Below are 18191 nucleotides of genomic sequence, written 5' to 3'. Positions count from 1 at the left end.
GACCGCACGCCAGACGCAGAAAGGCCGCCCAAAGGCGGCCCTTCTGTTTCAGGCAGCCGGCCAGCGGCCGGCTCTACAGCGTCGTCTGCGCGAGGCAGTCGATCTTATTTCACCAGCTTGGCGATGGCGGCGCCCAGGTCGCCCGGCGAGCGGACGGTGACCACGCCAGCGGCTTCCATCGCGGCGAACTTGCCTTCCGCGGTGCCCTTGCCGCCCGAGGCGATCGCGCCCGCGTGACCCATGCGCTTGCCGGCCGGAGCCGACGCACCGGCGATGAAACCGACGACCGGCTTCTTCACGTGGTTCTTGATGTACTCGGCGCCGGCTTCTTCGGCGTCACCGCCGATCTCGCCGACCATGATGATGCCTTCGGTCTGCGGGTCTTCGTTGAACAGCTTCAGGCAGTCGACGAAGTTCAGTCCGTTGATCGGGTCACCGCCGATGCCGATGCAGGTGGACTGGCCCAGGCCGACTTCGGTGGTCTGCTTGACCGCTTCATAGGTCAGGGTGCCCGAACGCGACACGATGCCGATCTTGCCCGGCTTGTGGATGTGGCCCGGCATGATGCCGATCTTGCACTCGCCCGGGGTGATGACGCCCGGGCAGTTCGGCCCGATCAGCACGGTGTCCGGGTAGGAACGGGTCAGCACGTTCTTCACGCGCAGCATGTCCAGCACCGGGATGCCTTCGGTGATGCAGACGATGACCTTGATGCCGGCAGCCGCAGCTTCCAGGATCGCGTCGGCCGCGAACGGCGGCGGCACGTAGATGACCGAAGCGTTGGCGCCGGTGCTCTGCACGGCGTCGGCAACGGTGTTGAAGACCGGCAGGTCGATGTGGGTGGTGCCACCCTTGCCCGGGGTCACGCCGCCAACAACCTGGGTGCCGTACTCGATCATCTGAGTGGCGTGGAAGGTGCCCTGCTGGCCGGTGAAGCCCTGCACGATCACCTTGGTGTTCTTGTTAATCAAAACAGACATGGGAATTTCCTTCGGTGTCGTGGATCAGGCGGCGTTCTTGACCGCTTCAACGACCTTCTTGGCGCCGTCGTTGATGTTGTCAGCCGGGATGATGGCCATGCCGCTGTCACGCAGCAGCTGCTTGCCCTCTTCCACGTTGGTGCCTTCCAGGCGCACCACGACCGGAACCTTGACGCCCACTTCCTTCACGGCGGCGATGATGCCTTCGGCAATCATGTCGCAGCGGACGATGCCGCCGAAGATGTTGACGAAGATGCCTTCAACCTTGTCCGAGGACAGGATCAGCTTGAACGCTTCGATGACGCGCTGCTTGTTCGCACCGCCGCCCACGTCGAGGAAGTTCGCCGGCTCGCCGCCGTTGAGCTTGATGACGTCCATGGTGGCCATGGCCAGGCCGGCACCGTTCACCATGCAGCCGATGTTGCCGTCCATGGTGACGTAGTTGATGTCCAGCTCCGAAGCGGTCACTTCGGTTTCATCTTCCTGGGACTTGTCGCGCATCGCGACCAGTTCCTTGTGGCGGAAGTTGGCGTTGTCGTCGCTGTTGAACTTGCCGTCCAGCGCGTACAGGTTGCCGTCGTCCAGGATCGCCAGCGGGTTGATCTCAACCAGCGCCAGGTCCTTCTCGTTGAAGATGCGGTACAGGTTCACCATGATGTTGGCGAACTGGCCGGCCTGCTTGGCGGTCAGCCCCATCTTGAAGCCGATGTCACGACCGTGGTAACCCTGCACGCCCTCGACGAAGTCCACGTTCAGGGTGTGGATCTTGTCCGGGGTCTCGGCAGCGACCTGCTCGATTTCCATGCCGCCTTCGGAAGAGGCGATGTAGCTGATGGTGCGGGTGCCGCGATCCACCAGGACCGACAGGTACAGCTCCTTGACGATCTCACCGGCGGTGGTCACCAGCACCAGGTTGATCGGCAGCTCGACGCCGGCGGTCTGGTAGGTGGCCATCTTGGTGCCGAGCATCTTGGCCGCTGCGGCCTTCACGTCGTCGACGGTCTTGCAGAACTTGACGCCGCCAGCCTTGCCGCGGCCGCCAGCGTGGATCTGCGCCTTGACCATCCAGGGGCCCTGGCCCAGCGACTGGGCGACTTCAACCGCCTCGTCCGGGGTCGCCGCGACCTTGCCGGCCGGGACCGGGATGCCGTATTCGGCAAGCAGTTGTTTTGCCTGGTATTCGTGGAAATTCATGCGTCACCGTGGGAATAGGAACGACCGCACGCAATTCCTCAGGGCCCCCTGGAAGAGGCACCGGCACGGACCGCGGCGGGCCCACTATTGTGGCCGAGCCGGCGCCGGGGCGCAAAGAAGTCTGTACAAAACGCCAGACCCGGCCAGATTTCCGCCGTCATTCAGGCAGTTGCGCCCGGGCGCACGCTGGCTACCGGTATCGATCCCGGGCCAAATGCGCGATCCGAACCGCGCCGGCGGCGCCCTGCCGGGGGCCCTATACTGGTCAGCCAGGGTGCGTCGCGTCGGGGTTGCTCGGCCGCGTCCACCCCAGGCCACATCGAAGCGACGTGCCCGCCCGGCCTCAGGGGACGCCGGGCAGGCCCGCCGCAGATTCCAGACCCAGGCAGCCAGAAGGGGAGTTCCGGCGTGTCACCCAGTGCTTCATTGATCGACCGCATCGAATCGATTCCGCGGCGTGAGCTGTATTTCTTCGCGCTGTACCGGGTGCTGATCGCCTCGGTCATCGCCGCCCTGCTCTACAGCCCCCTGTCGGCGATGGTCGGCGAAGCCCACCACCCGCGGCTGGCCGACACCGTCGCCGCCATCTACCTGGTGCTGTCGCTGCTGGCCCTGGTGATCGGCCGCAACGAACGCTGGCTGCGCCCGATCGTGGTCAGCGGCGTGCTGGTGGACATCGTCGCCGCCACCCTGTTGTCGCATGCCCTGCCCGGTGCCAGCGCCGGCATCTCGATGTCGCTGCTGTTCAACATCGCCGCTGCCGCCACCCTGCTGCCGCTCAGCCTGGGGCTGGGCCTGGCGCTGGCCGCCAGCCTCGCCACCGGCGTGGAATACACCTGGAAGCTGCTGGAAGGCGGCGACCCCACCCGTACCCTGGCCGAACTGGCGATGTTCGCCACCAGCTACCTGGCGCTGGCCTTCATCAGTTACCAGGTCGGCAGCCGCGCGCGCCGCAACCAGCAGCTGGCCAACCAGCGCGGCGACGAAGTGGCCAACCTGTTCCAGATCAACGAGCTGATCATCCGCCGCATGCGTACCGGCGTGCTGGTGGTCGACGCCGACAACCGCGTCACCCTGGCCAACGAAGCCGCCTCGATGCTGCTCGGTGACAGCGACGGCAGCGGCGAAAGCGGCCGCCTGGACCTGGCCAGCGCCGCCCCGGAACTCGCCCGTCGTCTGCAGCGCTGGCGCAACGGCTGGGCGCAGGACGAACTGCCGCTGCAGCTCAACCCCGACCAGCCCGAAGTGCAGCCCCGCTTTGCGCGCCTGCTGGCCGGCAGCGAGCTGGCCCTGGTGTTCCTGGACGACTCCAGCGTGGTCTCGCGCCGTGCCGAGTCGCTCACCCTGTCAGCAATGGGACGCTTCTCGGCCAGCCTCGCCCACGAGATCCGCAACCCGCTGGCCGCGATCAACTACGCGGTGCAGCTGCTGGAAGAAGGCACCGGCTTCAACGAAAGCGACCGCCGCCTGCTGCAGATCATCCGCCAGCAGTGCCAGCGCACCAACGGCATCGTCGAAAGCGTGCTGGGCCTGGCCCGGCGCGAGCGCGCCACGCCCGAAAACGTCGACCTGGCCGCCTTCGTGCGCCGCTTCGTGCTGGAGTACAAGCAGGGTCAAACGCTGGAGACCGACAGCATCGAGCCGATCATCAACGACACCTCGGTACTGGCCCAGGTCGACAGCAAGCACCTCTACCAGGTGCTGACCGTGCTGGTGCACAACGCGCTCAAATATGGCCGCATTGGCCAGCAGCCGGCGCGGGTGCGCCTGCGCGTGGCGCAGCACGAGCGCAGTGCGGTCATCGACGTGATGGATCGCGGCCCCGGTATTCCCGAGAGCGTGGCCGCGCAGTTGTTCCGGCCGTTCTTCACCACATCCGAGCATGGCACCGGGCTGGGCCTGTATATCGCCCGCGAGCTGTGCCGAGCCAACCAGGCGCGGCTGGACTACATCCCGGTTCCCGCTGGAGGCTCCTGCTTCCGCCTGGTGCTGCCCGGCCCGCATACGCTGTTGCCCACCTGATCTCGATTCTGTGCGTCAAACATTTGTCGCTTCCAGCCCCCTCGTTTATCTTTCACGCCCATGAACGAAACCCGCAGCGCCCTCGTCGTCGACGACGAACGCGACATCCGCGAACTGCTGGTACTGACGCTCGGCCGCATGGGGCTGCGCATCAGTACCGCAGCCAACCTTGCCGAAGCGCGCGAACTGCTGGCCAGCAATCCGTACGACCTGTGCATCACCGACATGCGCCTGCCGGACGGCAACGGCATCGAGCTGGTCAGCGAGATCGCCCAGCACTACCCGCGCACGCCGGTGGCGATGATCACTGCCTTTGGCAGCATGGACCTGGCCGTGGAAGCGCTGAAGGCCGGCGCCTTCGATTTCGTCAGCAAGCCGGTGGACATCGCCGTGTTGCGTGGCCTGGTCAAGCACGCGCTGGAACTCAACAACACCGAGCGCCCCGTGCCCGGCCCTGCCGCCGAACAGGGCGCACGCCTGCTTGGCGACTCGCCGGCCATGGACGTGCTGCGTACCACCATCGGCAAGGTCGCGCGCAGCCAGGCGCCGGTCTACATCCTCGGTGAATCCGGCGTGGGCAAGGAACTGGTCGCACGCACCATCCACGCCCAGGGCGCCCGCGCGGCCGGCCCCTTCGTGCCGGTCAACTGCGGCGCCATTCCCGGCGAGCTGATGGAGAGCGAATTCTTCGGCCACCGCAAGGGCAGCTTCAGCGGCGCCCACGCCGACAAGCCCGGGCTGTTCCAGGCCGCGCATGGCGGCACCCTGTTCCTGGACGAAGTGGCCGAGCTGCCACTGCAGATGCAGGTGAAGCTGCTGCGCGCGATCCAGGAAAAGTCGGTGCGTGCGGTCGGCGCCGCCAACGAGGAGCCGGTGGACGTGCGCATCCTCTCGGCCACCCACAAGGACCTGGCCGAGCTGGTCGAGGACGGCCGTTTCCGCCACGACCTCTACTACCGCATCAACGTGATTGAGCTGAGGGTGCCGCCGCTGCGCGAGCGTCGCCAGGACCTGCCGGAACTGGCCGCGTCGGTGCTGGCACGGCTGGCCCGCAGCCATGGCCGCCCGACGCCGTTGCTGGCGCCGTCGGCACTGGACGCACTGGCCCAGTACGCCTTCCCCGGCAACGTGCGTGAACTGGAGAACATCCTGGAGCGTGCACTGGCACTGGCCGAAGAAGACCGCATCGGCGCCGACGACCTGCGCCTGCCGCAACATGCCCCGCGCACGCCCGGCAGCGCAGCGCACGCCGAAGCCGTCGTGGACCTGCAGCCCGGCAGCGCCGCCCTGCCCTCATACATCGAACAGCTCGAGCGCAGCGCCATCCAGCGCGCGCTGGAAGAGAACCGCTGGAACAAGACCCGCACCGCCGCGCAGCTGGGCATCACCTTCCGTGCGCTGCGCTACAAGCTGAAGAAGTTGGGCATGGAGTAAGCACAGGGCCCGACGCGGGCCCACCAACCTGGTAATGCCGGCCGCTGGCCGGCAAACTCATGCATCACGGCATCCACGCATGGCGTGGATCTACCCACCAATGTGGTAGTGCCGGCCGCTGGCCGGCAACCTCATGCATCGCGGCATCCACGCATGGCGTGGATCTACCTCAATCCTTGGTAACGCGGTTGATCTCGGCCAGGCTGGTGATGCCCGCAGCGGCCTTCTTCAACGCCGACTGGCGCAGATCGTTCACCCCGATCTGCTGTGCGGCCTCGGCAATCTGCAACGCATTGCCGCCAGCCAGCACGATCGTGGCGATCTCGTCGGTCATCGGCATCACCTGGTAGATACCGGTACGGCCCTTGTAGCCCTCGGTGCACTCATCACAGCCGACCGCTTCGTACAGCTCGATCCCCGCGTCCAGCTGCGCCTGGGTGAAGCCTTCGGCCAGCAGCGCATGCTCGGGCAGATTGGCCGGGCGCTTGCAGTTGCTGCACAGCCGGCGCGCCAGGCGCTGGGCGATCACCAGCGTCACCGAGCTGGTGATGTTGTACGGCGCGATGCCCATGTTCATCAGGCGCGCGATGGTCTGCGGCGCATCGTTGGTGTGCAGCGTGGACAGCACCATGTGGCCGGTCTGCGCCGCCTTGATCGCGATCTCGGCCGTTTCCAGGTCGCGGATTTCGCCGACCATGATGATGTCCGGATCCTGTCGCAGGAACGAGCGCAGGGCCGCGGCGAAGGTCATGCCGCGCTTGTTGTTCTGCTGCACCTGGTTGACGCCGGGCAGGCGGATTTCCACCGGGTCTTCGGCGGTGGAGATGTTGCGCGTCTCGTCGTTGAGGATGCCCAGCGCGGTGTACAGCGACACCGTCTTGCCCGAACCGGTCGGGCCGGTCACCAGCACCATGCCGTACGGCTTGTGGATGGCTTCCAGGAACAGTTTCTGCTGGTCCGGCTCGTAACCCAGCTTGTCGATGCCCAGCTTGGCCGCGCTGCCATCCAGGATACGCAGCACCACCTTCTCGCCGAACAGGGTCGGCAGCGTGCTCACGCGGAAGTCGATCTGCTTGGTCTTGGACAGGTTGAGCTTGATGCGTCCGTCCTGCGGCACGCGCTTCTCGGCGATGTCCAGCTGCGCCATCACCTTCAGGCGTGCGGCGATGCGCTGGTTCAGCTTCACCGGCGCGCGCGCCACCATCTTCAGCAACCCGTCGATGCGCAGGCGCACGCGGTAGTCGTCTTCATAGGGCTCGAAGTGGATGTCCGAGGCGCCCTTGCGGATCGCGTCCACCAGCACCTTGTTGACGAACTTCACCACCGGGGTGTCGTCGCCCTTGGCATCGATGCCGGAGTCGCCGCCGGCGCCGAGATCCTCGTCTCCGGCTGCAACATCGAGGTTGCCCATGCCATCGTCGTCACCGCCCAGCGCGTCGCCCAGCGTGTCATGGCTGGCATGCCACTGCTCGAGCGTGCGACGGATCTGGTCCTCATCCACCAGGATCGGCTCCACCACCAGATTGGTGTGGAACTTGATCTCGTCCAGCGAATGGGTCGGGTTGCTGGTGCCCACGAACAGCTTGCCGCCGCGCTTGAACAGCGGCAGCACGTTGTGCTTGCGCAGCAGCTCTTCGCTGACCAGGCTCATCGCGTTCTGGCTGGCGTCGAACGTGGACACGTCGAACAGCGGCATGCCGAACTCGACCGCATTGGCGGCCGCCAACTGGGCCGGCCCGACCACCTTGTTCTGCGCGAACCAGGTCGGCAGCGGCTGCCGGGCCGCAGCGGCCTTGGCCATCGCGTCGCGGGCGGAAGCCTCGTCCAGCGCACCATCTTGGACCAGGCGACGGGCCAGGCCGGTGATGCCGACGAGATTGGCGGTGGTTACGGCGTTCATATGGATCCTTGGCTCATCATGGGTCAGGCAGTGCGGCGCGCCTTCCAGGGGCACCGCACAGGGCAGCAGAACCTGCCGCGACCCGCTGGCCGACGACGACGCCAATCCTTCAGCATGACTGCCTCGCCCGGCACTCCCAGCCCGGCAGGCACGATCCTGACTCCCCCGGGGATGATAGCCCCGTCAACGGCCCGCCAACATCCCATTGGCAGGCCGAAGTGTGATCAACAGCCGTTTGGGCGATAGCGCGCTTCGAAGGCGCTGCCGTCGCAGGTCCAGGTGCCGTCGGCTGCGCGACGGAGGATGAGGTCTTTGCCTCTGATTGCTTGGCTGCCACCAACTTTGCAAGTGATGCTTCCCACACCACTGACATCCAGCTCGGCCGTTACAGCGGAACAGATATCCGAGCGCTTCAAGCCTATATAGGCAGCGTCTACGAGCGCAGTGTCCCGACTGTCCTGCACCACAGTTTCAACGGTGGTCTTTCCAGGTCGTATTTCTGCAAATGCCGCGGCTAACTGGGCTTTGGACATGTAGTTCTGATAGATCGGTAGCGCGATCAGCGCGAGAATTGCCAAGACACCGACTACCACCATCAACTCAATTAATGAAAAACCACGTTCTTCACGCATACGAAATCCTCCCCAAGGATTCCCACAGCGTCTCTATTTAGGACGCTCCCAAAAAGAAGGCCCCGACTCGCGGGGCCTCTTTTGAACAGAAAAGCTATTACGAATTACGGAGCCTTACAGCCGCTCGGAAGATACTTCGCGTCGACGTTCGAGGTGCAGGCCCAAGTACCGTCAGTAGCACGGGTCAGGGTAATTGCACCCTTCGAGGTCGTCAGCTTCGGGCTGCCCTTCAGGGTGCAAACGATATTGCCCGTCTCAGCGAAGCTCATGGTGATGGTGCAACGATCAGAATTCTTCAGGCCAATCGCAGCGATATTTGCGATATCGGTCGAAGTCTTGCCTTCATTGATGGCAACTTCGAACTGAGTCTTGCCGGGGGTGATTTCGGCCAGGCCAGCAGTGGCCTGCGACTTGGCCACATAGTCCTGGTACATCGGGAGGGCGATGGCGGCCAGGATGGCGATGATCGCAACGACGATCATCAGTTCGATAAGGGTGAAGCCCTTCTGGTTCTTCATTTTGGTACATCCCCAAGATAAGTGGTGGTTGATTTCAGAGCACAGGATCGGTCTGACCAGCGGTCAGCTGAGCGGGTCCTGCCCCCTGCGGGTGGATCAACGCAGGTTGCGTGCCAACCCCGGCACGCCTCCCCCTGGATTTCCCCGCGCCCATGATGGCAGCTATTTCTCGGATGGGAACCCCCTGGATGCGAATCTGCGATGGACGCGGCAATGTGACGCAGTGCGTCACCTTTGGTCGGCACCCGGCACGAATTCGCATCATGGGCCCCTTGGCAACTGCCCAGACGGGCATGAACCCGCTACCATCAGGGGCTAGATGCCCGCCTGGGGATGGCGGGTCTTGGGGAGCCGATATGTCTGTCAGTCGCAGTGCGATCAAGAAGGAGCCCGTGGCGCGCAGCACCACGGAGCTGCAACCGTTTGTCTGGGAGGGGACCGACAAGCGGGGCGTGAAGATGAAAGGGGAGCAGGCCGCGAAGAATGCGAACCTGCTGCGGGCCGAACTGCGCCGCCAAGGCATCAATCCTGGCGTGGTCAAGCTGAAGTCCAAACCGCTGTTCGGCGCGGCCGGCAGCAAGATTTCACCGAAGGACATCGCGTTCTTCAGCCGTCAGATGGCCACCATGATGAAGTCGGGGGTGCCGATCGTCGGCGCGCTGGACATCATCGCCAGCGGGCACAAGAACCCGCGCATGAAGAAGATGGTGGACTCAGTCCGAACGGATATTGAAGGCGGCTCTTCACTGTATGAGGCCGTCAGCAAGCATCCTGTGCAGTTCGATGAACTCTACCGCAACCTCGTGCGTGCCGGCGAAGGCGCCGGCGTGCTGGAGACGGTGCTGGACACCGTCGCCACGTATAAAGAGAACATTGAAGCGCTGAAGGGCAAGATCAAGAAGGCGATGTTCTATCCCGCCATGGTCTTGGCGGTTGCCCTGCTGGTGAGTGGCATCCTGCTGGTCTGGGTAGTCCCGCAGTTTGAGGACGTATTCAAGGGCTTTGGCGCGGACCTGCCAGCCTTTACCCAGATGATCGTGAACATGTCGAGGTTCATGGTCTCGTGGTGGTGGCTGATCTTGTTGGTCATCATTGGCTCGATCGTCGGCTTCATTGCAGCATACAAACGATCGCCCAAGATGCAGCACAGCATGGACCGGTTGGTCCTGAAGCTGCCAGTCATAGGGCAGATCATGCACAACAGCTCGATCGCTCGCTTCGCCCGTACCACCGCCGTCACCTTCAAGGCCGGCGTGCCTTTGGTGGAGGCCCTAGGCATCGTGGCCGGCGCCACCGGCAATACGGTTTACGAGCATGCCGTATTGCGCATGCGCGACGACGTGTCGGTCGGTTACCCGGTCAACATGGCCATGAAGCAGACCGCCCTGTTCCCGCACATGGTCATCCAGATGACCGGCATCGGCGAAGAGGCCGGTGCCCTGGACGCCATGCTGTTCAAGGTGGCCGAGTACTATGAGCAGGAGGTCAACAATGCCGTTGACGCCCTGAGCAGCCTGCTGGAGCCTGTGATCATGGTGATCATTGGTACCATCGTCGGCGGCATGGTCATCGGCATGTACCTGCCGATCTTCAAGCTCGCTTCCGTCGTCGGATAATCACTACATGGCATTTCTCGACCAGCATCCCGGCCTCGGCTACCCCGCCGCGGCCGCCCTGGGGCTGCTGCTGGGCAGTTTCCTCAACGTCGTCATCCTGCGCCTGCCCAAGCGGCTGGAGTGGCAGTGGAAGCGCGATGCGCGGGAGGTCCTGGAAGAACCGGACTTCTACGAGCCCCCACCACCGGGGATCGTGGTCGAGCCCTCGCACTGCCCGCACTGCAAGCACAAGCTGAGCTGGTACGAGAACATCCCGCTGTTCAGCTGGATCATCCAGGGCGGCAAGTGCCGCCACTGCATGGCGCCGATCTCGCTGCAGTACCCGCTGGTCGAGGCCCTGACCTCGGTGCTGGTGCTCGCCTGCGTCTGGCAGTTCGGCTTCGGCTGGCAGGGCTTTGGCGCCATCGTGCTGACCTGCTTCCTGATCGCTTTGTCCGGCATCGACCTGCGCACCCAGCTGCTGCCCGACCAGTTGACCCTACCCCTGATGTGGCTGGGCCTGATAGGCAACATCGACAACCTGTACATGCCGGCCAAGCCTGCCTTGGTCGGCGCGGCGGTGGGCTATCTGTCGCTGTGGATGGTCTGGTGGCTGTTCAAGCAGCTGACCGGCAAGGAAGGCATGGGCCACGGCGATTTCAAGCTGCTGGCCGCCCTCGGCGCCTGGTGCGGGCTGAAGGGCATCCTGCCGATCATCCTGCTGTCGTCGGTGCTGGGCGCCATCATCGGCTCGATCTGGCTGTACACCCGGGGCCGTGACCGCGCCACGCCCATCCCGTTCGGCCCCTACCTGGCCATCGCGGGCTGGCTGTACTTCATGTGGGGCGCGCCCGTGGTCGAGCAGTACCTGGTGTTGAGCGGGCTGCGCTGAGGGGAATCCCCATGAGCCGGTATGTGGTGGGCCTGACCGGTGGCATTGCCGCCGGCAAGAGCGAGGTGACCCGGCGCTTCGAGGCGCTGGGCATCGTGGTGGCCGACGCCGATCTGGCCGCCCGCGCGGTGGTTGCTGCCGGCAGCCCTGCCCTGGGCCGCGTCGCCGAGCGTTTCGGCGCCGACATGCTGCAGGCGGATGGCAGCCTGGACCGGGCGCGCCTGCGGGCCCACGTGTTCGCCGATCCGGCCGAACGGGCCGCACTGGAAGCGATCACCCATCCGGCCATCCGCCTTCTGATGCAACAGCAGTGCGAGCAGGCCACCAGCCCCTATGCGATTGCCGCCATTCCGCTGCTGACCGAGGTCGGCGGGCGGACCGCCTACCCGTGGCTGGACCGGGTGCTGCTGGTGGATGCGCCCGAAGCCGTGCAGCACGCCCGGCTGATGCAGCGCGACGGCATCGACGCCGCACTGGCCGACAAGATGATCGCCGCCCAAGCCAGCCGCACGCAGCGGTTGGCACTGGCCGATGATGTGGTGGTCAACGATGGCCACCCGGAGGACCTGCAGGCGCAGGTGGAAGCGCTGCATGCGCGGTATCTGGGGTTGGCTGGGGGCTGAGGCCTGGCTACCGGCCAGCGGCCGGCACTACCGAACAGCATCCACGCATGGCGTGGATCTACCCGGCGCCAGCGTGGAACTGCTGCAGAGCCAAGCCCATGCTCGGCAGCGATCATCAAGCCGAGCATGGGCTCGGCTCTACAAAGTGTTCTGCATCCACGCATGGCGTGGATCTACTCCAGCTGCAGGCGCGCATAGCGGGCCAGTTCTCGTGCGCCAAGCAACAAACCGTCGACGACGTCGGGGCTGAGCTGCTGGTGCGCACCACCCTGCTCGCGGGCCGCCTCGGCGGCGTGCAGCACCTGCATGAGTGCATTCAAGCCGGCCAGGGTGCGACTGAGGCCGGCCATGGTGGCCGCCTGTGCCGGGCTCAGTCCCTCCGCTTCCAGCCGTCGGCCGTCGGCTGCATCGCGCCCGTCCATGCGGGCCAGCAGCGTGGGCAGCAGATCCTTGGGATCATCGAGCAGGGTTTCGACGCGCTCGGCGACGTCGGCCGGCAGCAGGTCGGCAGCTTCGCCGATCAGGGCGTGCAGCTGGGGGAACAAGGGGCGTGCGGACATAGTGAATCTCCTCGCAGACGACGAGCCACCTGCGGATGCAAGGTGGCGGACGGTGCGGGTTGGCGTACCGGAGACCCAACAATTCAAAAGCTAAGGAAAAAGACTCCAGCGGATTCTGACGAATCCCCACGCACCATCCGCCGAAACGAGGCAGGTGATGCATTTTCCATGATGGCCGCTGCACATCTGGAGCTTTTGAATTGTCGGTTTTTTTCGGGACGCCAATCCCGGCCAGGGCACCTGCCCCGGCCGACCCATCTGGCCATCACGCAGCGCTGTGATCTGTAAGGAAATTCTCAAGCCGCAGTTGAGGGTACGAATGCGTGCATGCGGACACGCACGCGGCGTGGCGGCGATCACGGTGATGTCGTGTTGGGCTTCTGGCCCTGGGTTCCTGCGAGGGGGATTCGGTGGCACAAGCGACACTGGGCGCTATACGGCGCCGGCCGGATTCGTGCCGACCAAGGTCGGCACCTACCAAAGCAGAGCCATAGCCGACCAAGGTCGGCACCCACCAAAGCAGAGGCCCTTACAACGGCTTCGGCGAGAATGTCAGGGTGGCGATCACGCCGCGCTCGCCACCGGGGCGCACGCTCACCTGCCAGCCATACAGATCGCACAGGCGGCTGACGATCGACAGGCCGATGCCACCGCCCTGCGAATGGCCGGCATGCGTGCCGCGATAGCCGCGCTGGAACAGCTTGGCGGCATCCTCTTCGCTCAGCCCCGGTCCGCTGTCGGTCACCGACACCGAATTGCTGCCGACAAAGACGCGCACTTCGCCATCCTGCGAGTACTTCACCGCGTTGCCGATCAGGTTGCCCAGCGCCACCGACAACGCGGCTTCCGGCGCATCGATCACCAGGTTGCGCTCGCCTTCCAGTGCCAGTTCCAATGGCTTGCCTCCCAGCTGTGCACGGTGGGCGTCCAGCAGCTGTTCGGCCACGCGCGCGACGTTGCTGGTGCCCTGCCCGCGTTCATTGCGCGACAGCAGCAGCAGTGCGCCGATCAGGTCGCTGCACTGTTGTTCGGCGCGCTGGATGCGCTGCAGACGCTGCAGCACCTTCTCATCCAGGCCGGGCCGGGTCAGCAGCAGTTCGGTGGCGCCACGGATCACCGCCAGCGGCGTGCGCAGCTCGTGGCTGACGTCGGCATTGAACTCACGGTCGCGCTGCACCACTTCGGTCAGCCGCGACGAATAATCATCCAGCGCCTGCGCTAGTTGCCCCACTTCGTCATCGGGGAAACGTGGCGCCAGCGGCTCGGGCTCGCTGGTGCCGCCGCGATAGGCACGCAGCCGCGCGGCCAGGTCCGAGACCGGCTTCATCACCTTCGAGGCCGACCACCAGCCCAGCACCAGCGACAACAGGCTGAACACCAGCACCGACAGTACCAGCGCGCGGTTGAGCTGCTGCCCGCCGCGCACGCTGTCGGTCATGTCGTAAGCCAGGAATGCCCAGGCGTCGGGCGTCTTGCGCACGGCCAGCTTGTACGAATAGCGCTGGCCGCGCTCGTCCACGCCACCCATGTTGTACAGGCCATCCTTGAACTCGTACCAGTCCGGCTCTTCCTCGCGCAGCGCCTCGAACTTGTCAGGCTTGATCAGGCGCGCACGCATCTGCTGCACGGGCAGGTCGGGGTTGCGATCCGGGCTCTCGTAGAACCGCCGCACGTACTCGTTGATGTTGCGGTTCATCACGTCTTCCACCAGCTGGTTTTCCACGCGCATGCGGGCCCAGTTGGTGGCAAACGCGAACAGTGTCGTCAGGCAGAAGCCCAACAACACGAACGAGACGATGATGCGGCTGCGCAGGCGCCGCCGATACGGCGAACGCCGGCGCTCCCCCTTGGTTGCCACGGAATCAGGCTTCCGGGGTGGCGATGCGGTATCCGATGCCATGGCGGGTCTGGATCAGCGGCACTTCAAACGGCTTGTCGACCACCGCACGCAGGCCGTGGATGTGGACACGCAGCGAATCCGAGTCGGGCAGCTCCTCGCCCCAGACGCGGGTTTCCAACTCCTGGCGGGTGACCACGGCCGGCGCGGCCTCCATCAGGGCCTGCAGAATCTTCAGCGCGGTCGGGTTGAGCTGCAGCAGCTTGCCCTGGCGACGCACTTCCAGCGTGTCCAGGTTGTATTCCAGATCGCCGGTTTCCAGCACGCGGGTCTGCACGCCCTTGCCGCGGCGCGACAAAGCGTTCAAGCGCACTTCCACTTCCTGTAGCGCGAACGGCTTGATCAGGTAGTCGTCGGCGCCGGAATCGAAACCGGCCAGCTTGTTGTCCAGCGAGTCGCGGGCGGTCAGCATCAGTACGGGGGTCTGCTTGCGCGCTTCGTTGCGCAGCTTGCGGCAGACTTCAATGCCGTCCATGCCCGGCAGGTTCAGGTCCAGAACGATGGCGTCGAACTCGTGGACCACCGCCAGGTGCAGGCCGGTCACGCCGTCGGCGGCGAAGTCCACGGTGTGGCCACGATCCTCAAGGTAGTCGCCAAGGTTGGCGGCGATGTCGCTGTTGTCTTCGATTACGAGAATGCGCACTGGGACCTCTGGTTCTTGAAGGGTCGTCGGGGGGCCAGGCCCACCTGCTCAGGATGCCCCTGTGCGGGTGGACGCGACGTCTACCTGCTGAACGATACAGGTTCCATTCTTAACATTTCGTACCGGAGGGACGACACCGGCAAACGCCCCCGGGGCGAGCGCTCAGCGGCTGATGCGCTGCTGGTCGGTCAGCGCCCGGCGGCTCTCTTCCTGGGCTTTGCGACGCTGGGCCACGGTCAGGCAGACGCTGGTCGGCATGTTGCTGCCGGTCAGGCGCTCTCGGCGGCAGATCATGCGGCTGTCGGCCTGGGCGCGGGTCATGATGGTGTTGACGATCTCCTGCTCGTTGAACAGGTCGTTGCGCTCCTGCGGGGCCAGCTCATCCACCTTCTCGCGGCCATTCATCTTGATCCGGATCCGGTTCAGCGCCTGCTGCACGCGGCTCTTGTCCTCCAGCCCGATCTCGCTGTAGTCCTCGCTGCCCATGGCCGTTTCAACGCGGCGGATCTGCTCGGATACCGGGGTGAAGGAATCCATCTGCACGGTGTCCTTCTGCGCCTTGGCCTGCACGGTGGCCACCAGGCCGAGCGACAGCATCAGGGCGAGCGTAGTGGTGCGGTACATGACGAGCTCCATGTTCGTCCATGAATAGGGTCTCGACTTTACGGTTGCGCCGATGCGTCCACAAGGGACGCACGGCAGGGTGACCGATGGCGGCCTGCGACCGGTCCAACCACGGTTACGGCTTGTAGTTGTTGAAACGCTGGTTGTCGTTGAGGGCCTTGCGGCTGTCTTCCTGCGCCTTGCGGCGCTGGGCCACGGTCAGGCAGACGCTCTGCGGCATGTTGCTGCCGGTGGTGCGCTCGCGGCGGCAGACCATGCGGCTGTCGGCATGGGCGCGGGTCATGATCGTGTTGATCACTTCCTGGTCGTTGAAGATCTCGGTGCGGTCCTGCGGGCTCAACTGCTCTACCCGTTCGTGGTCGCCCATCTTGATCTTGATACGGCCCAGCGCCTGCTGCACACGGCTTTTGTCTTCCAGCCCGATCTCGCTGTAGTCCTCGGTGTTGATCGCCGTCTCAACGTTGCGGATCTGTTCGGCCACCGGTGCGTTGGCGTCGAACTTCACCTGCCCTTTCTCGGGCTTGGCGTGCGCGGTGGTGGCCAGTGCCAGGCCCAGCATCAGGGCGAAGGGGGTCATGCGCTGCATTGTTACCTCCAGGTTCTTCCATGAGTGGAACACCGACCCTGCGGTGCCACCGATACGCCGTTACGGCACCCCGGTGGACCGAAAGGCGGTGCGGTCAACGCCCGGCGGGCGGTGGGCTGAGCGTGTTGTAGCTGCGCTGGTCGTTGATCAGCGCCTTGCCTTTCTCTTCGATCCGGCGCCGTTCGGCCACGGTCAGGCAGCGGCTCCTGGGCATGTTGCTGCCGGTGGTGCGTTCGTACCTGCAGATCTGCCGGCTGTCGTCATGGCCACGCGCCATCAGGGTGTTGATGCGTTCCTGCTCGTTGAAGACCTCGGCCTGCAACTGCGGCGGCAGCTCCTGCACGGTCTGGCGTTCGCCCATGTGCTGGCGGATACGCGACAGCGCCTGCTGCACCTGGCCGCGATCCTCGGCAGACAGTTCGGCATAGTCGGGGGCAGCCAGCGCGGTTTCCACCTGGCGCATCTGCTCGGCGACCGACCCCTGCCGGTCCATCTGTACAGCGACTTTCTCCGGCTTGGCGGCAACAGCGCCAGACAGGCCCAGCAGCAACGCGATCGTCATGATGCGGTACATCGCCAACCTCCCGATCCATCCCGGAACGAAGGGCCAACTCTACGACCGTCACGCGGCCTCCACAAGAGACCTTGGGCACAGAGCCGACAGGCATAAAAAAGGCCCAGGCGGTGCACCCGCCTGGGCCTGAAGTCGTATCCCGATACCGATCCTGCTGAGAGGCAGAGCTGCGGTTCGCTGAAGCCTACGCCGGGGCCGATTAAAGCCTCGTTAAAGCCCCGGATCATTTACCCATGAGAATCACAACCCCATGAATAATCAAGGCTTTTTGATCTTCTCTACGTGTTCGATGATGCGTGTGGCCACGTCCACACCGCAGGCCGCTTCGATGCCCTCCAGCCCCGGCGTGGAGTTGACCTCCAGCACCAGCGGGCCGCGCGCGGAGCGGATCAGGTCCACGCCGCACACCGACAGGCCCAGCGCCTTGGCCGAACGCACCGCCACCTGCTGCTCGGCGCGACTGGCCTTGGCCGCCACGGCGGTGCCGCCAGCGTGCAGGTTGGAGCGGAAGTCACCCTCCGGTGCCTGCCGCTGCATCGACGCCACCACCTGGTCGCCCACCACGAAGCAGCGCAGGTCGGCGCCCTTGGCCTCGCCGATGAATTCCTGCATCAGGAAGTTGGCGTACAGGCCGCGCAGCGCTTCGACAATGCCGCGCGAGGCACTGGCCTTTTCGGTCAGGATCACGCCGCGACCCTGGGTGCCTTCATTGAGCTTCACCACATGCGGCGGCGGGCCGAGCATGGACAGCAGATCGACGGTGTCATCGGGGTTGTCGCCGAACACGGTAACCGGCATGTCGATGCCCTTGGCCGCCAGCAGCTGGTGCGCGCGCAGCTTGTCGCGCGAACGCAGGATGGCATCGGACGGATTGGGCGTGCGTGCGCCCATCAGTTCGAACTGGCGCAGCACGGCGGTGCCGTAGCGGGTGATCGAGGCGCCGATGCGCGGAATGACCATGTCCACGCCGGTCATCGGCCGGCCTTTGTAGTGCATGGAAAAGCCATCGGCGGCGATGCGCATGTAGCAGCGCAACGGGTCGAGGATGCGCACGGTATGGCCGCGCGCGCGCGCCGCCTCGACCAGCCGACGGGTGGAATACAGGGAGCTGTTGCGGGACAGGATGGCGAGCTTCATCGCGGCGGGATCGGTCGGCAGGCGCGAAGCATAGCGCGGGCGTGTGGCGGGCGGATGATGCCCGTCGCCGACGATCTCGAGCGTTGTGGATGAAGCTTCAGCTGTCCCGTTCAGCACTGACCTGGAAGCCACGGGCCGCTTCGCCCAGCGCCGCCACGCAGGCCATCTGCAGGGCAGAATTGCTGAACGCCTGCTGGTAGATCTGCTCGAGCAGTTCCGCGGCCTTGGGACCACCGGCACGCCCCAGCGCGCGCACGGCTTCAAGCTGCTTGTTCGAGCCGACGCCGGCGGAAAGAAAGATCCGATGGATGCGCTCGACGACGTCGTTCCGGCAGTTCATGGAAGGCAGCTCCTGATCAGTATCCGCTCACGCTAGTTGC

General features: G+C 65.0%; 18 protein-coding genes. 5 read left to right on the top strand and 13 right to left on the bottom strand.

Features of this window, described 5'->3' with window-relative positions; all coding sequences use genetic code 11:
- Positions 1 to 104: 104 nt before the first annotated feature.
- Together sucD and sucC are read right to left on the bottom strand one after the other, a co-directional pair.
- Entirely contained in the window at positions 105 to 980 is an 876-nt protein-coding gene (gene sucD / locus ACM0O9_RS07660) for a succinate--CoA ligase subunit alpha (protein ID WP_005418610.1), read from the bottom strand.
- Positions 981 to 1004: 24 nt separating this feature from the next.
- Positions 1005 to 2174, bottom strand: coding sequence for an ADP-forming succinate--CoA ligase subunit beta (gene sucC, locus ACM0O9_RS07655; RefSeq protein ID WP_005418614.1), 1170 nt, complete (start codon positions 2172 to 2174; stop codon positions 1005 to 1007).
- Between the two features lie 408 nt (positions 2175 to 2582).
- On the opposite strand from sucC, the gene ACM0O9_RS07650 reads away from it, so the two are divergent.
- Both ACM0O9_RS07650 and ACM0O9_RS07645 read left to right on the top strand, forming a co-directional pair.
- Positions 2583 to 4196, top strand: a complete 1614-nt coding sequence (locus ACM0O9_RS07650; RefSeq protein WP_061480577.1) for a sensor histidine kinase — start codon at positions 2583 to 2585, stop codon at positions 4194 to 4196.
- A gap of 60 nt (positions 4197 to 4256) precedes the next feature.
- Entirely contained in the window at positions 4257 to 5630 is a 1374-nt protein-coding gene (locus ACM0O9_RS07645) for a sigma-54-dependent transcriptional regulator (protein WP_072167645.1), read from the top strand.
- Positions 5631 to 5799: 169 nt separating this feature from the next.
- Here the strand turns inward: ACM0O9_RS07645 and pilB are convergent, their stop codons facing one another.
- From pilB to ACM0O9_RS07630, 3 genes are all read right to left on the bottom strand, one after another.
- Entirely contained in the window at positions 5800 to 7530 is a 1731-nt protein-coding gene (gene pilB / locus ACM0O9_RS07640; RefSeq protein ID WP_235649155.1) for a type IV-A pilus assembly ATPase PilB, read from the bottom strand.
- Between the two features lie 224 nt (positions 7531 to 7754).
- Complete coding sequence (locus ACM0O9_RS07635; protein WP_414604130.1) at positions 7755 to 8162, bottom strand: pilin; 408 nt, start codon at positions 8160 to 8162, stop codon at positions 7755 to 7757.
- Between the two features lie 104 nt (positions 8163 to 8266).
- The gene (locus tag ACM0O9_RS07630; protein WP_053499197.1) at positions 8267 to 8680 is read right to left on the bottom strand and encodes a pilin; all 414 of its coding nucleotides are present in this window, start codon (positions 8678 to 8680) and stop codon (positions 8267 to 8269) included.
- A gap of 356 nt (positions 8681 to 9036) precedes the next feature.
- On the opposite strand from ACM0O9_RS07630, the gene ACM0O9_RS07625 reads away from it, so the two are divergent.
- From ACM0O9_RS07625 to coaE, 3 genes are read left to right on the top strand one after another with little or no spacing between them, the layout of a single operon-like run.
- A complete protein-coding gene (locus ACM0O9_RS07625) occupies positions 9037 to 10296 on the top strand; it encodes a type II secretion system F family protein (protein WP_053499199.1) in 1260 nt (419 codons plus the stop codon).
- A gap of 7 nt (positions 10297 to 10303) precedes the next feature.
- Entirely contained in the window at positions 10304 to 11167 is an 864-nt protein-coding gene (locus tag ACM0O9_RS07620; RefSeq protein WP_197599138.1) for a prepilin peptidase, read from the top strand.
- Positions 11168 to 11178: 11 nt separating this feature from the next.
- Positions 11179 to 11790, top strand: coding sequence for a dephospho-CoA kinase (gene coaE, locus ACM0O9_RS07615; protein ID WP_235649154.1), 612 nt, complete (start codon positions 11179 to 11181; stop codon positions 11788 to 11790).
- A gap of 173 nt (positions 11791 to 11963) precedes the next feature.
- On the opposite strand, the gene ACM0O9_RS07610 is transcribed toward coaE, so the two are convergent.
- The 8 genes from ACM0O9_RS07610 to ACM0O9_RS07575 form a co-directional block, all read right to left on the bottom strand.
- Entirely contained in the window at positions 11964 to 12350 is a 387-nt protein-coding gene (locus tag ACM0O9_RS07610; protein WP_065185266.1) for a hypothetical protein, read from the bottom strand.
- Positions 12351 to 12879: 529 nt separating this feature from the next.
- Entirely contained in the window at positions 12880 to 14250 is a 1371-nt protein-coding gene (locus ACM0O9_RS07605; protein WP_032954439.1) for a sensor histidine kinase, read from the bottom strand.
- Positions 14213 to 14890 carry a response regulator transcription factor gene (locus tag ACM0O9_RS07600; RefSeq protein ID WP_005410804.1) on the bottom strand — a complete coding sequence of 226 codons (678 nt, stop codon included), beginning with the start codon at positions 14888 to 14890 and terminating at the stop codon, positions 14213 to 14215. Before ACM0O9_RS07600 ends, ACM0O9_RS07605 begins: the two co-directional genes overlap by 38 nt.
- 162 nt (positions 14891 to 15052) lie before the next feature.
- Positions 15053 to 15514, bottom strand: coding sequence for a hypothetical protein (locus tag ACM0O9_RS07595; protein ID WP_053499209.1), 462 nt, complete (start codon positions 15512 to 15514; stop codon positions 15053 to 15055).
- A 115-nt stretch (positions 15515 to 15629) separates the two neighbouring features.
- Complete coding sequence (locus ACM0O9_RS07590; RefSeq protein ID WP_005418647.1) at positions 15630 to 16100, bottom strand: hypothetical protein; 471 nt, start codon at positions 16098 to 16100, stop codon at positions 15630 to 15632.
- Positions 16101 to 16194: 94 nt separating this feature from the next.
- Positions 16195 to 16674 (bottom strand): hypothetical protein, encoded by a 480-nt coding sequence (locus ACM0O9_RS07585; protein WP_005418649.1) that lies wholly within the window; start codon positions 16672 to 16674, stop codon positions 16195 to 16197.
- 258 nt (positions 16675 to 16932) lie between these two features.
- On the bottom strand, positions 16933 to 17811 hold the full coding sequence (gene rimK / locus ACM0O9_RS07580) for a 30S ribosomal protein S6--L-glutamate ligase (protein WP_005418651.1): 879 nt from the start codon (positions 17809 to 17811) through the stop codon (positions 16933 to 16935).
- A 97-nt stretch (positions 17812 to 17908) separates the two neighbouring features.
- Positions 17909 to 18151: a hypothetical protein gene (locus ACM0O9_RS07575; RefSeq protein ID WP_005418653.1), complete on the bottom strand. Its 243-nt coding sequence runs from the start codon at positions 18149 to 18151 to the stop codon at positions 17909 to 17911.
- Positions 18152 to 18191 lie beyond the last annotated feature (40 nt).

The organism is Stenotrophomonas sp. FR012, assembly GCF_047520565.2.
Lineage (GTDB): Bacteria > Pseudomonadota > Gammaproteobacteria > Xanthomonadales > Xanthomonadaceae > Stenotrophomonas > Stenotrophomonas sepilia.
The sequence above is the reverse complement of the archived record's forward strand: the minus strand, read 5'-3'. Positions and strand labels throughout refer to the sequence as shown.